General features: G+C 67.6%; 13 protein-coding genes. 5 read left to right on the top strand and 8 right to left on the bottom strand.

Annotation, left to right across the window (positions count from 1 at the left end; all coding sequences use genetic code 11):
- Positions 1–136: 136 nt before the first annotated feature.
- A complete protein-coding gene (locus ASF18_RS17645; RefSeq protein WP_056353518.1) occupies positions 137–2,047 on the bottom strand; it encodes a sigma 54-interacting transcriptional regulator in 1,911 nt (636 codons plus the stop codon).
- A gap of 174 nt (positions 2,048–2,221) precedes the next feature.
- Between ASF18_RS17645 and ASF18_RS17640 the strand changes: the two genes are divergently transcribed.
- From ASF18_RS17640 to cynS, 4 genes are read left to right on the top strand one after another with little or no spacing between them, the layout of a single operon-like run.
- On the top strand, positions 2,222–3,583 hold the full coding sequence (locus ASF18_RS17640) for a CmpA/NrtA family ABC transporter substrate-binding protein (RefSeq protein ID WP_056353515.1): 1,362 nt from the start codon (positions 2,222–2,224) through the stop codon (positions 3,581–3,583).
- A 3-nt stretch (positions 3,584–3,586) separates the two neighbouring features.
- Positions 3,587–4,426, top strand: coding sequence for a nitrate ABC transporter permease (gene ntrB / locus ASF18_RS17635; protein WP_056353512.1), 840 nt, complete (start codon positions 3,587–3,589; stop codon positions 4,424–4,426).
- 5 nt (positions 4,427–4,431) lie between these two features.
- A complete protein-coding gene (locus ASF18_RS17630) occupies positions 4,432–5,412 on the top strand; it encodes an ABC transporter ATP-binding protein (RefSeq protein WP_056353508.1) in 981 nt (326 codons plus the stop codon).
- 35 nt (positions 5,413–5,447) lie between these two features.
- Positions 5,448–5,936 carry a cyanase gene (cynS, locus tag ASF18_RS17625; RefSeq protein ID WP_056219292.1) on the top strand — a complete coding sequence of 163 codons (489 nt, stop codon included), beginning with the start codon at positions 5,448–5,450 and terminating at the stop codon, positions 5,934–5,936.
- A gap of 357 nt (positions 5,937–6,293) precedes the next feature.
- Here cynS and ASF18_RS17620 read toward each other — a convergent pair whose 3' ends face one another.
- From ASF18_RS17620 to ASF18_RS17595, 6 genes are all read right to left on the bottom strand, one after another.
- Positions 6,294–7,403 (bottom strand): aldo/keto reductase, encoded by a 1,110-nt coding sequence (locus tag ASF18_RS17620; protein ID WP_056353504.1) that lies wholly within the window; start codon positions 7,401–7,403, stop codon positions 6,294–6,296.
- Positions 7,404–7,451: 48 nt separating this feature from the next.
- A complete protein-coding gene (gene larB / locus ASF18_RS17615; RefSeq protein ID WP_056353501.1) occupies positions 7,452–8,153 on the bottom strand; it encodes a nickel pincer cofactor biosynthesis protein LarB in 702 nt (233 codons plus the stop codon).
- Positions 8,150–8,977 carry a hypothetical protein gene (locus ASF18_RS17610; protein WP_056353500.1) on the bottom strand — a complete coding sequence of 276 codons (828 nt, stop codon included), beginning with the start codon at positions 8,975–8,977 and terminating at the stop codon, positions 8,150–8,152. The genes larB and ASF18_RS17610 overlap by 4 nt, the downstream gene beginning before the upstream one ends.
- Positions 8,974–10,257: a LarC family nickel insertion protein gene (locus tag ASF18_RS17605; RefSeq protein ID WP_056353497.1), complete on the bottom strand. Its 1,284-nt coding sequence runs from the start codon at positions 10,255–10,257 to the stop codon at positions 8,974–8,976. The genes ASF18_RS17610 and ASF18_RS17605 overlap by 4 nt, the downstream gene beginning before the upstream one ends.
- Positions 10,258–10,366: 109 nt before the next feature.
- Positions 10,367–10,819 (bottom strand): response regulator, encoded by a 453-nt coding sequence (locus ASF18_RS17600; protein WP_056353494.1) that lies wholly within the window; start codon positions 10,817–10,819, stop codon positions 10,367–10,369.
- The gene (locus tag ASF18_RS17595; RefSeq protein ID WP_056353490.1) at positions 10,816–11,907 is read right to left on the bottom strand and encodes an HWE histidine kinase domain-containing protein; all 1,092 of its coding nucleotides are present in this window, start codon (positions 11,905–11,907) and stop codon (positions 10,816–10,818) included. Before ASF18_RS17595 ends, ASF18_RS17600 begins: the two co-directional genes overlap by 4 nt.
- Positions 11,908–12,402: 495 nt before the next feature.
- Here ASF18_RS17595 and ASF18_RS17590 point away from each other — a divergent pair, with 495 nt between their 5' ends.
- Entirely contained in the window at positions 12,403–12,606 is a 204-nt protein-coding gene (locus ASF18_RS17590) for a ribosome modulation factor (protein ID WP_056219272.1), read from the top strand.
- Between the two features lie 84 nt (positions 12,607–12,690).
- Here the strand turns inward: ASF18_RS17590 and ASF18_RS17585 are convergent, their stop codons facing one another.
- Positions 12,691–13,479 carry a Crp/Fnr family transcriptional regulator gene (locus ASF18_RS17585; protein ID WP_244472743.1) on the bottom strand — a complete coding sequence of 263 codons (789 nt, stop codon included), beginning with the start codon at positions 13,477–13,479 and terminating at the stop codon, positions 12,691–12,693.

Below are 13,479 nucleotides of genomic sequence, written 5' to 3'. Positions count from 1 at the left end.
GCGAGCGTCCGGACCATCTAGGGCCCGGTGCCGGACTTCGACATATCCACTGGCGCACGGATCGTGCCCGCGACGGCCGGTGGCGAAGGACGGCGTATCCGTCACGGGCCGGAGCAGCGGGCGATGCAGGGCGGCGTCAACGTCGCGCACGGAAGGTCCGTGCATCGACCTCCAGCGCCTTCATCCGCGAGGCCAGGGTGGTCGGCCGCAGGCCGAGCAGTTCGGCGGCGCCCCCCGGGCCGAAAACCTTGCCGCCGGCCAGGGTCAGGGCTCCCTCGATCTCGGAGCGGTCGCGGGCGCGCCGCTCAAGCTCCGTCAACGGGTTCAGGATCGGCAAGGCCATGGCGACGGCGTCACGGCCGCGCGGCGGTAAATCGACTTCCGGTAAGTCGAGATGGAGCCGCCCACGCACCGCGAGGATCGCCCCCCGCTCGATCACGTTCTCCAGTTCGCGGACGTTTCCCGGCCACGGATAGCGGCTGAGTCGGCGCGCGTCGCCTTCCGTGAGCCGCGGCTCGGCGATGTTGAGCCGCCGCGCCGCGCCCTTGAGGAAGTGCTGGGCGATCAACGGAATGTCCTCGGGCCGCTCGCGCAAGGGACTCGCGGCGATCGGAAAAACGTTAAGGCGGAAATACAGGTCCTCGCGGAAGCGACCGCGCCGCACCTCCTCCCGCAGGTCGCGATTGGTGGCCGCGATCAGCCGGACGTCGACCGCGCGGGTGCGCTCCTCTCCCACCCGCTCGAAGGAGCGCTCCTGCAACACCCGCAGCAGCTTGCCCTGGAGGTCCAGGGGAATTTCACCGACCTCGTCGAGGAACAGCGTGCCGCCATCGGCGAGTTCGAAGCGCCCGACCCGGTCGCGGACGGCCCCGGTGAAGGCGCCCTTCGCGTGGCCGAAGAACTCGCTTTCGAACAGCTCTCGGGGCACGGCGGCGCAGTTCACCCGGATCAGGGGGCGATCGGAGCGGCGGCTGGCCTCGTGGATCGCTCGCGCGATCAGCTCCTTGCCGGTGCCGGATTCACCGGTGACCAGCACGGTCGCGTCGGTGCCCGCCACCACGTCGATCTGGCGAAGGGTCGCTTCGATGGCGGGTGAGCGGCCGATGATGCCCTGGTGATGGCTTTCGAGGCGAATTTCTTCCTTAAGGTAGGCGTTCTCGAGTTCCAGGCGCTCACGCAGGGAATCCACCTCGGCGAGCGCCTGACGCAGCCGCTCGTCGGCCTCGCGCCGGGGGCCGACGTCGCGGAAGACGATGACGGCGCCGAGGAGTTGGCCTCGATCGCGGATCGGCGTCGATGTGTATTCCACGGGGAACGCGCGTCCGTCACGCCGCCAGAACACCTCGGTGTCGACCTGATGCACGACACCGTCGCGAAACGCCGCGTAGATCGGGCAATCGTGGTGGTGATAGTGCGCCCCGTCCGGATGCGTGTGATGCACCGTGGCGTGCATGTCCCGCCCGACGAGGTCGGCGGCGGTCCAGCCCAGCATGCGCTCGGCGGCTGGGTTGACGAAGGTCGTCACCCCCTCCGCGTTGACGCCGTAGATGCCCTCCCCGGCCGCCCGCAGGATGAGCTGGTTCTCGCGTTCGAGATCGCGGAAGACCCGCTCCATCCGCTGCCACTCGGAGAGGCCGGCCCGCATATGGGCATCGGCCTGCGCATCCACCTGGCGCCGACGGCGCGCGTCGAGGTCGGCCAGGGTCACCAGCATCAGCGGTGGGTGGCCGAGGAGGAGCGAACCGGCATATTCGAGGCGCAGGGCCTTGTCCGCACCATGCCGCGGCGTCAGGGCGTGGGTCCACCAATGGCCCTTGGCCTGGACCGCCTGCGTGAACACGATCAGCGTCGGGAGTTGGCCCGGATGCAGGACGCTGGCCGGCAGGCCGCGCAGCACGGTGGCGGGATATCCGAGCAGATCGGCGGCCGCCGGGTTGGCATCCACGACGCAATCTCGATCCGGGTCGAGGACCAGCATCGCCTCGCGGCTTTCGCGAAACGCGATGCCAAGATCGAGCGGAGCCGGCGGAGCGGGCGGAATCGTCATCTGCACTTATGTTGTTACGAGATCTCGTTGCGCAACCACGATTTTTCGTAAACCACGAAATTTCGTGTTCAGGCCCTACGCGGTCAAGCACTTGCTTTCACTCAACAAACAGTCGTTTTCGATCCTGGCATGGGGGTTGCTCATAAGTGTGCAGTTTTCAGTGGCGAGGCGACCATGGCCCTGTTCGACAATCCCTTCGATGCCGCCCGACGCCTTGGCCGAGGCGGCTGCTCCTGCGGCGCTCACCGTTCGCAGGGTGAACACGATGCGGCCCAGCCGACCGGCGACGCGGCCCTGCAGCGGGTGATCGACGGGACGGTGATGCGGGCTCTGTTTCCCCACGATGCGGAGCGGCGGGCGTTCCTGCGCAGCGTCGGAGCCGCGACAGCCTTGGCGGCCGTCAGCCAGTTCCTGCCCACCCGCCTGATCGCCGAGGCCTTTGCCGAGGGCGCCAAGCCCGAAAAGACGGACCTGAAGATCGGCTTCATCCCGATCACCTGCGCCACGCCGATCATCATGGCGAAACCCATGGGCTTCTACGAGAAGCAGGGCCTGAACGTCGACGTGGTGAAGACGGCCGGCTGGGCGGTGATCCGCGACAAGACCCTGAACCGCGAATACGACGCCGCCCACATGCTGGCGCCGATGCCGATCGCGATCTCGCTGGGCGTCGGTTCGAACCCGCAACCCTACACGATGCCGGCGGTGGAGAACGTGAACGGCCAGGCGATCACGCTCGCCATGAAGCACAAGGACCGGCGCGACCCGAAGGACTGGAAGGGCTTCAAGCTCGCGGTGCCGTTCGACTATTCGATGCACAACTACCTGCTGCGCTACTACCTCGCGGAGGCCGGCATCGATCCCGACACGGACGTGCAGATCCGCGCCGTGCCGCCGCCCGACATGGTCGCGAACCTGCGGGCCGACAACATCGACGGGTTCCTGGCCCCCGATCCCGTGAACCAGCGCGCGGTCTATGACGGCGTCGGCTTCATCCACATCCTGTCGAAGGAGATCTGGGACCGGCACCCCTGCTGCGCCTTCGCCGCCTCGCAGGACTTCATCACCCAGACGCCCAACACCTACGCGGCCCTGCTGCGGGCCATCATCGAGGCCACCACCTACGCCTCCAAGCCGGAAAACCGGAAGGAGATCGCCGCTCAGATCGCCCCGGCGAATTATCTGAACCAGCCCGTCACGGTGGTGGAGCAGGTTCTCACCGGCACCTTCGCGGACGGCCTCGGCAACGTGCGCAAGGTGCCCGACCGCGTCGATTTCGATGCCTTCCCGTGGCAGTCCTTCGCCGTCTGGATCCTGACGCAGATGCAGCGCTGGGGTCAGATCAAGGGCGATGTCGACTACGCGGCGGTAGCCGCCAAGGTCTATCTCGCCACCGATGCCGCCCGGCTGATGAAGCAGAACGGGCTTACCCCGCCCGAGACCACCAGCAAGACCTTCGCGGTCATGGGCAAGACCTTCGATCCGGCCAAGCCGAAGGAATATCTCGCGTCCTTCAAGATCAAGCGGGCGGGTTGAGCCATGGCCATCAGCCTGTCCCTCCGCGCCGGCCTCGTCTCGCTGGGCCTGCTGCTGGCGTTCCTGCTCACATGGCAGATCGCGGTCAGCGGCACGGGCAAGACCGAGGCGATGGACCCGGAATACGCCGCCCTGATGGGCACCAGCGCCACCACCGGCAAGTCGGCGATGCCGGGGCCCCTCGATGTCGGGGCGACGATGTGGAAGCACCTCAAGGACCCGTTCTACGACCGGGGGCCGAATGACAAGGGGCTGGGCATCCAGCTCGCCTACTCGATCGGCCGTGTGGCGCTGGGCTACGGGCTCGCCGTGATCGTGGCGATCCCGATCGGCTTCCTCATCGGCATGTCGCCCCTGATGGGCCGGGCCCTCGATCCCTTCATCCAGCTCCTGAAGCCGGTTTCGCCTTTGGCCTGGATGCCGCTCGCCCTCTACACGATCAAGGATTCCGGGCTCTCGGCGATCTTCGTGATCTTCATCTGCTCGCTCTGGCCCATGCTGATCAACACCGCCTTCGGCGTCGCCGGGACCCGCCGGGAATGGCTGAACGTCGCCCGCACCCTTGAGGTCGGACCCTTCCGCCGGGCGGTCACGGTGATCCTCCCGGCAGCCGCCCCCACCATCCTCACCGGCATGCGCATCTCCATCGGCATTGCTTGGCTCGTCATCGTGGCGGCCGAGATGCTCGTGGGCGGCACCGGCATCGGTTACTTCGTCTGGAACGAGTGGAACAACCTCTCGATCACCAACGTGATCACCTCGATCCTGGTGATCGGCCTCGTTGGCATGATCCTCGACCAGTTGCTGGCGCAGGCACAAAGCCTCGTCACCTTCCCGGAGTGAGCGCCATGACCGCCCTCCTCCCGTTCCGCTCCAAATCCTCGGACAAGACCGGAGACGCCCGCATGTCGTCCCAGACCATGCCGTCCTCGGAAAAATTCATCTCGATCGAGGGCATCGCCCGGCGCTATCCGGCGCCGGGCGGCAAGAACACCACCGTGTTCGAGAACCTGTGGCTGCCCATGCGCCGGGGCGAGTTCGTCTGCATGATCGGCCATTCCGGCTGCGGCAAGACCACGGTCCTGAACATTCTGGCCGGGCTGGAGGCGCCGAGCGAGGGCGTCGTCATTGCCGACGGGCAGGCCATCGAGGGGACCAGCCTCGATCGGGCGGTGATCTTCCAGGGCCACGCGCTCCTGCCCTGGCGTACGGTGCTGGGCAATGTCGCCTACGCGGTCGCGTCGCGCTGGCGCCAGGCGCCCCGGGCCGAGGTCGAGGCCAGGGCCCGCAAGGCCATCTCGACGGTGGGGCTCGCCGGGTCCGAGCACAAGCGGCCGTCGGAACTGTCGGGGGGGATGAAGCAGCGGGTCGGCATCGCGCGCGCTTTGGCCATCGAGCCCAAGATCCTGCTCATGGACGAGCCCTTCTCGGCCCTCGACGCGCTCACCCGGGGCACGTTGCAGGACGAGGTCCGGCGGATCTGCGTCGAGACCGGACAGACCGTGTTCATGATCACCCACGACGTCGACGAGTCGATCTACTTGGCCGACCGCATCGTGCTGATGACCAACGGCCCCCAGGCCAAGGTGGCGGAGATCGTCGAGAATCCGCTGCCGAAGGTCCGCGACCGCACGCAGTTGCATCATGCGCCCGGCTACTACGCGCTGCGCAATCACCTGATGGACTTCCTCGTCAGCCGCTCGAAGACGCTACGGGACGCGATGCCGGCCGGTTACGACCAGCGCCACCCGCCCGTGATCCGCCCGAGCCTCAGCGAGGCCGATGCCACCGCCCTGTCGGCGGACGCGCCCCCCGCCCGGCGCGCCTGACCTTCCCTCACCCACTCGCCACGGAGACCCAAGCCATGAAGCGCGAAGACCTCACCGAGAAGCTGCTCGACATCAAGCGCGAGAAGGGCTGGACCTGGAAGTACATCCAGGATGAGATCGGCGGCATCTCGCCGATCCTCATCACCGCCGCCTGCATGGGCCAGATGAAGCTGCCCAAGGCCCAGGCCGCCAAGGCCGCTGCCTTGTTCGGCCTCAGCCAGTCAGAGGAGCGCATGCTGAACGAGGCGCCGTTCCGCGGCTCGATCGCGCAGATGCCGCCCACGGACCCGCTGATCTACCGCTTCTACGAGCTGGTGATGGTCTACGGCACCACCTGGAAGGAACTGATCCAGGAAGAGTTCGGCGACGGCATCATGTCGGCCATCGATTTCAACATGACCATGGAACGTGAGCCCAACAACAAGGGCGACCGGGTCAAGATGAATCTCTCGGGCAAGTTCCTACCGTACAAGTACTACGGCAACGAGGAAGGGGTCCCGGATTACGGCTTCAAGGAAGGCTGATTGAAGCGAGGCCGCTCGGCCTGCGCGTGAGCGGCCTCGACGCATCGTTCTGTACTTCGGCTTTCATCAAGCCATCGCGGATCCCCGTGGGGCGTGACGGCACGGCCATCCGTGAAAGGCAGGCGATCGCAAGCCTGACAGCTTCTTCATTCCGGGGCGCCGCAGGCGCGCCCGGACCCGAAGGGGCGCGACCGGAGGCGTGCAATCCAGAACCGCCGACGCGTGGAAGGTCTGCGCCTCCTGCATGTCTGGATCCCGGGCTCCGCAGCGCGGACCCGGGATGACGTGGTGCTGCAGGCAACCTGGTTGGAAGTCTCGCACCGGGACGGTCCCACAACGCCCGGGTGCCGTCTGGTCTCATTCCATCGTGGGCGCGAGCTTCTTGACGCTTTCCACGTCCTCGCCGAGCCAGGCCGCGTTCTTGGCCGTGCCGTCGAAGGTGGCGGAAGTCTTGAACAGCTCGTACTTGCCCTGGAGCGCGTAGGGCTTGCTGCGCTCAAGAAGCTCGGCGACGGTCGCCTTGTCCATGGGCTTGAAGGTCTTCACCGCCTCGAAGGCCTGGTCGAGGTCGCGCTGGCTCTCGATGCCGGTGATCACCACGGTGGTCGGCAGGTTCAGGGAGAAGTGCAGGTATTCCAGCGGCTTGATCGGCGCGTCGCTCTTTAGGATGACGCCGTCGCCGAAGGTTTTCATGCCGAGGGCCGCAATTCCGTGCTGGACCAGGTAGGGCAGCACGAGATGCCCGAACGAGCGGAAATGCGCGTCCATCACGTTGAGCGGCATCTGCACGGAATCGAACTGGAATCCGCGCTCCTCGGCGACTTCGAGCATCTTAAGATGGATGCGCGGGTCCTTGTGGCCGGTGAACCCGATGTAGCGCAGCTTGCCGGCCTTCTTGGCCTCCACGAAGGCCTCCATGGCGCCGCCCTCGGCGAAGACCCGGTCCGGATCGTCGAAGCGCAGGATTTCATGGTGCTGCACGAGGTCGATGCGATCGGTGCGCAGGCGCTTGAGGGATTCGTCGATCTGACGCATCGCCTCCTGCTTCGTGCGACCGTCCATCTTGGACATCAGGAAGACCTTGTCGCGGTAGCCGCCCTTTGAGAGGGCGACCCCCATGCGCAGTTCCGAACGGCCGCCGTTGTAGTCCCAGCAATTGTCCATGAACGTGATGCCGCGTTCGATGCCGGCATGGATGAGGCGGGTCGCCTCGTCGTCGGAGACCGCGTTCTTGCCGAGGTGGAAGCCGCCCATCCCGATCGCCGAGATCTTCTCGTCGTGGCGACCAAAGGACCGGTACAGCATCTCGCCCCGGCGCTCGCCGGGATCGCTGAGAAGAGGCAGGTCGGCCGGGTCCTTCGGCCGGGTGTTGGGCAGGCCGGGGGCGGTCACGGCCGCGCTGGCGCTGCTGGTGGCGGCGAGTCCGGCGCCGGCTGCGGCGCCCTGGAGAAAGCTGCGGCGTTCCATGTCTGCTCTCCGGTGTGAAGGGGGGTGTTGCGGGATGCGCGCGGCATGTCAGGCTGCCGTCCCCTCGACGCGATTGGCTTCCGAGAGGGTGCGGGCGGCCTGGAGCAGGCGCATCGCCGCGCAGGCGGCCCCGTAGCCGTTGTCGATGTTGACGACGGTGATGCCGGGGGCGCAGCTCGCCAGGATGGCGTCGAGGGCCGTACGGCCGCCCTCGGCAACCCCGTATCCGACGGAGGTCGGCACCGCGATCAGGGCGCTGGCGACGAGGCCGCCGACGACGCTCGGCAGGGCCGCGTCCATGCCGGCGGCCACGATGAGAATCGGATGAGCGCGGATCTCGTCGAGCCGGGTGGTCAAGCGCCAGAGCCCGGCGACCCCGACATCGGCGAAGAGGGTCGTGGCATGCCCTTGATAGGCCAAGGTCCGCACGGCCTCCCGAGCGACCGGAACGTCGGAGGTCCCGGCGGCGACGATGCCGATCCGGGCCGGCCCGGTGAGCGGCCGAGCTCGCCCGAAGATCGCCGTGCGCGACACTGCGCAGTAATCGATCCGGTCTCGGTGATGCCCGGCAAGGGCCGCGTGCTTGTCGGCGTCGAGGCGCGTCAGCAGCAGTGGCGCGCCGCGCGCCGTGGCGGCGTCCAGGATCGCGTCGATCTGCACCGGGGACTTGCCGGCCGCGTAGATCGCCTCCTCGAGGCCGATCCGCTCGGGTCGGGCGAAATCGAGGACGAACTCGTCGGAGACGCTCATCGTGCCGCTCCCGTCAGAAAGGCACTGCCGGTGCGGTAGGCCGTGAACCGCACCGGAGTCTCCGGCAGGTTTGCCGGGGCACCCGCGCGGATCTGCGCCGCCAGCGCGGTCTGGCGAGTGCCGTCCAGGGCAGCGAGGCTGACGGGGTCGAGCTCCACCACGATCCCGGCGGCCCGGACGCGGCAGCGCACGGCACGGCGTGGTCCGATCCCCGCCTCGAGGCTGCGACTCACCAGGCCCTCGACGGCGTGGATGAAGGCGAGGGTCTCGGGCTCGATTCGGATCCCGGTCTCGACGCGGCTCGACAGGCAAGGCGCCGCCGGAAGCTCCGCCACCGATCCGAGACCGAGCGCTCGGGCGAGCGATCGCACCGTGGCCTTGTCCAAGCCGGCCTCGACGTAGGGATGGCGGACGCCGTGCTCGCGCGCCGCGTCGAGGCCCGGGCGGTACTCGCCGAGATCGTCGAGGTTGGCGCCCGACACCATAATCCGGTCGGTGACCTGACGAATCGTGCCGTAGAGGTTGGTCTTGCAGAAGAAGCAGCGATTGACCGGATTGGCCCGGTAGTTCGGGTCGGCGAACTCGCCGGCCTCGACCACGCGCAGGGACCAGCCCGCCCGCGCCGCCTCGTCCCGGACCCGCTGCGTCGCCTCGACGGGAACCGCCGGCGAGGCCGCATGGACCATCAGCGCCCGGTCGGCCCCGAGCAGGCGGTGAGCGGTCTCGGCGAGGGTCAGGCTGTCGACACCGCCGCTGACCGCGACCGCGAGGGGTCCGATCGCGAGCAGGAGGTCGTTCAGACGTTGCAAGACCTCGGGGCTCATGCCGCGCCTCCCGCCTCGTCATCCGCCCGGAGCGCCAGGGCCTCGGCGGCGCGGCGCAGGCCGGCACGGGTGGCGTGGGTCTCCTGCGCGACCGCGTCGTCGGCCTCCGCCTTGGCGGTGCGTCCACTCGGCCGGTCGACCACCTTCACCCGCACGGTCTGACCCTCCACCGTGACCGTGTGCATCCGCCGCGGCAGGGCTGCGCCGTAGACGATGCGATGTCGCAGGCCGATCGTGGTGGTTTCGCGGAAGCAGGCCGCGATCGCCTCGTCCAGCGCGCTGGCTCGGGCGAGCGCCCGCACATGGGTCATCATCCGTCCCTTCTTGCCGAAGACCGGCATCTGGACGACGTCGAAGATGTCGGGGTGCCTGCGCAGGCGATCGAGGCCCATGCCGAGGTCCTCCGCCGATTGATCGTCCACCTCGAACTCGATCACGCCGAGGTCGCGGTGCTCGCCGCTCCCGTTCGACGTCGCCGCCTCGTACGCCACCGCGCGCAGGCAGTTGCTCAGGCCCGGGAGGACCTTCGTGCCGAAGCCGACGCCCGACCCCTTCAGGATCCGCGGCGCCGCAGGAAGCGGCGGTGCGATGTTCCGCAGGTAGCGCAGGATCGCGGCCCCCGTCGGGGTGACGCGCTCGCCCGGCACACCGTCGTCCAGGGTCTCGAAGCCCTCGACAAGGAGACTCGTGGCCGGGGCCGGCACGGGCAGCGGCCCGTGCTGGGTCTGGACCCGGCCCGAGCCGAGGGGCAGGGCCGACACGCTCCAGGCCTCCGCATCCAGGGCCGCGATCAGGTGGGCGGCCGCCACGATATCGGCGATCGAATCCCAGGCGCCGACCTCGTGGAACGCCACCGCCTCGACGGCGATGCCATGGACCCGCGCCTCGGCCTCGGCCAGACGGGTGAAGATACCGATCGCGTGGGCGCTGACGGTGGACTCGAGCGGACAGGCCTGCAGGTCCGCGCGAATCTGCGACCAGTGGCGATGCCCGTGACCGGCTCCGCCGGCGGGATCGTGTCGGTGGAAATGCTCGTGCGCGTGATGGCGATGCGTGTGACCGGGAGCGACGCCGTCCCGATGCTCCGCACTGCGCGCGACGACGAAGCGGCGCCCGGCGAGGATACCGTCGTTGTGACCGACGAGTTCGCACGAGACCCCCGGCAAGGCGGCTCGGATGCTCCCCAGCACGCCAGCTTCCCGGTCGGGAAAGAGATCGAGAAGGGCGGCGGCGAACATGTCGCCGGCGACGCCGCCAAGGGCGTCCAGATGAATCTGCATGCGCGTCGTGTTCGTTGTCCCGTCACCGCGAGGAGCGAACGCGACATCGTTCGGAAAGGTCCGGCGGCAAGCGCCTCGGCCTGGAGACCGAAGGCCGCAGCGACGGTGCTCAGTCAGCCCGGATCTGGAGCGGGCCGACGATCTTCGCCCAGAACGAGCACCCGCACGGCAGCGGCTGCACGGTCCTTACGGAGGACGGGGTTTCGCAGGTGAGCAGGTGCCGGAGCAGCCGCTCCATCTGAGCCACCTGATAGGGCTTCTGCATCACCGGGATGGCCTGGTAGGCGGGCTCAATGCCGGAGAGACCGTAGCCCGTCGCGAAGATGAAGGGGATGCCGCGTTCGAACAGGGCGTCGGCCACGGGATAGCTGCAGGTTTCCCCGAGATTCACGTCGAGGATCGCCATGTCGAGGTCCGCCCTGCGGGCCAAGTCTATCGCCTTGTCGAGGCGCATGGCGACCTCGACCTCACAACCCAGATCGAGGAGCATGTCCTCGCCGAGCATGGCAACAAGGCTCTCGTCTTCCACCAGTAGAACGCGCCGTCCCTGAAGGCCGCTCATCGGGCGGTCCGTCCGGTCACCCGTTCCTGCCCATGCCACCCGAGGGCGGTCAGCGGGATCCGGAGACGGCAGGTCACGCCTGTCGGTGCGAAGGTCAGGTCCGCGCTGCCATCGAATTCCATCGGCAGTTGGCGCTCGATGAGCCGGCTGCCAAATCCCTTCCGCGTGGGCTCCGCGACCGGCGGCCCGCCCGTCTCGGTCCAGACGAGTTCGAGGCGCTCGCCCGACTCCCCCGGCTCCAGGGTCCAGGATACGCCGACCCGGCCTTCCGGGACGGACAGCGCGCCGTACTTGGCCGCGTTCGTCATGAGCTCGTGCAGCGCCATCGCGAGGGTTACGGCGACCTTCGGATGCAGGCGGGTGTCCGGGCCGACGAGGTCGAAGCGCGCCGTATCGACCTCGGCCAGAGCGTGCGGTGCGAGGGCGCCCTCGACGACGCTGCGCAGGCTCGCGCTCTCCCAGTTCTCGGCCGTGAGCACGTTGTGCGTGTTCGACAGAGCGACCATCCGCGCATCGAAGGTCTGGCGCACGGCGGCGTCGGTGTTGCCCCTGAAAGTCTGCGCGGCGATCGACTGAACGGTCGCCAGCGTATTCTTGACCCGGTGGTTGAGCTCGTTGGTGAGCAGGCGCTGACGCTCGGCGGCCGCCTTCTCCTCGGTGATGTCACGCACCTCGATGATCGTGCCGATGATGCGGGTTTCGTCGTCGCGGATGGGACTGGCGGTGAATCCGACCGGGTAGAAATGTCCGTCCTTATGAACGAACACCTCCTCGCCGCGCTCCTGGTTGTTCTCCGGAAAGGCGCGGTCGATGGCGCATTCCGCGAGCGGGAACGGGCGGCCATCCGGGTAGGTGTGATGGACGATGTCGTGCAGCGGACAATCCCGCGCGAGCACCTCGGTCAGGCTGAAACCGGTGAGCAGTTCGGCGGCACGGTTCATGTAGACGCAGTGCTGGCGGTCATCCATCAGGAAGATGGCCACCGAGGCATTGTTCAGGACCGCGTTGAGTCGCCGCTCCGTTTCGTACAGCTGCGAACCGCGCCGCAGGGTCGTCAGGGTGGTCGTGGTCGTATCGAACGTCTGCATCGGTCCAAAACTCGGCACGAACGATCGTTTCCCGGAACGGACAGCGATGCCGCTGGCCAGTGAACAACGAAAAGGCGGTGCAGGGTCATCCATCGGCCAGGGCCGACACACTGCAGGCACAGGTCTAACGTCAGCGCCTATCGCAATCCATGGTCCGCGCAATGGTTCCGACGCCTTCGCCGTCATGCTCGACAGCGCGTGAGCGACGCGCCGACGGGCGTGGGATAGGGAGGCGTGACGCGGCAGAACCCGCGATGGACACGGCTTCGAACTGTTTCGCAACGCCTACGCGGTCGAGGATCTATTCCGGAACCTCCGACGCGCGGTGGCGCATGCCGCGAATCATCGGCGCCATGGGTGAGAGCGCGCTCGTGATCGGACGCGGATGAACCGGAGCGGCCGGCTCCGGGTTGACGCGCAACAGGGCCGTGCGACCGACGAACGCCATGGGACGTCCTCCCCCCGGCGTGCGGCCGAACCATCGGGATACGTAAAATGAGCGACGGTGCGACCGCCAGCGACAGCCCCTTCATCAAGGGCCGCAATGCCCGCCTCTACGGCAGGCAGCGCGAAAGTTGCCCCTATGCCGAGGGAAGCGAGGACCGAGCCGCCTGGATGCAGGCGTTCGACGAGGCCTCCGACGATCGTCCGGAAAGCGAAACCGGTACGATCGATCCCCAATCGTCCGTCAAAGCCTGAGCCGGGCCTATCACCCGGTGCTCTAAGAACCGGCGGCTCGGCACCCGAGCCTCGAACCGAGGCAGACCGACGCCTCGGTTCGAGTCATCCATCCAGACTCCGGCGACCGAGTTGCAGGTAGCTCGGGTTGAATTCGGCCAATTCGCTGAGGGTGGCCCAGTCTAGGATGGTCAGCCGCTTGCCGGACAAGGCGATGAGCCGCTGGCGGCGAAGGGCCTGCAGGGAACGGTTGACGTGCACGTTCGACAACCCGACGGTGACAGCGATGTCGCTCTGCGTGAACGGTAGTTCGTAGGTCATCCCCCGAGTCAGTCCCACCGCGTTAAGGCGCAGGTGCAGTTCGCAGAACAGATGCGCGATGCGCTCGACGGCCGTCCGGCATCCGATGTTGACAATCCACTCGCGGAGCGTGGCCTCGTTGACGAGGATGCTCATCCGGAGGGCCTGCCGGATGGCCGGGTGTTGCCGCAGGATCGCCTGCAGGGCATCCGCGTTCACGCGCGCCACACGGCAGGGTGAGAGCGTGCTCACGGCGTGATCCATCCGATTGATGAGGCCGGCTTCCAGGTTGCAATGGTCACCGGGGACCAGGAAGGCGGTGATCTGCCGTGCACCGTTCTGACGGAACTGGTTGCGACAGGCGAACCCCTTCACCACGATCAGAACGCCGTCGGCGGGCTCTCCCTCGCGCAGGATGTCGGTATGAGCGGGGTAGTCCCGCGCGGTCGTCGCCAGACGTGACAGTGCATTCCGATCCTCCGTCGACAAGTCCTGGAACGCTTCGAGCTTCTGTATCAGCGCAGACGCGGGCGACTCCATCATGGGGACGAGGACGCGATCGCCGGACGTTTGACTGCTGAGGGCCTGTCCCAT

Origin of the sequence: Methylobacterium sp. Leaf89 (assembly GCF_001422215.1) — a bacterium.
Classification (GTDB): Bacteria; Pseudomonadota; Alphaproteobacteria; order Rhizobiales; family Beijerinckiaceae; genus Methylobacterium.
Note: the sequence above shows the minus strand (reverse complement) of the source record. Positions and strands in the feature narration are given on the sequence as shown.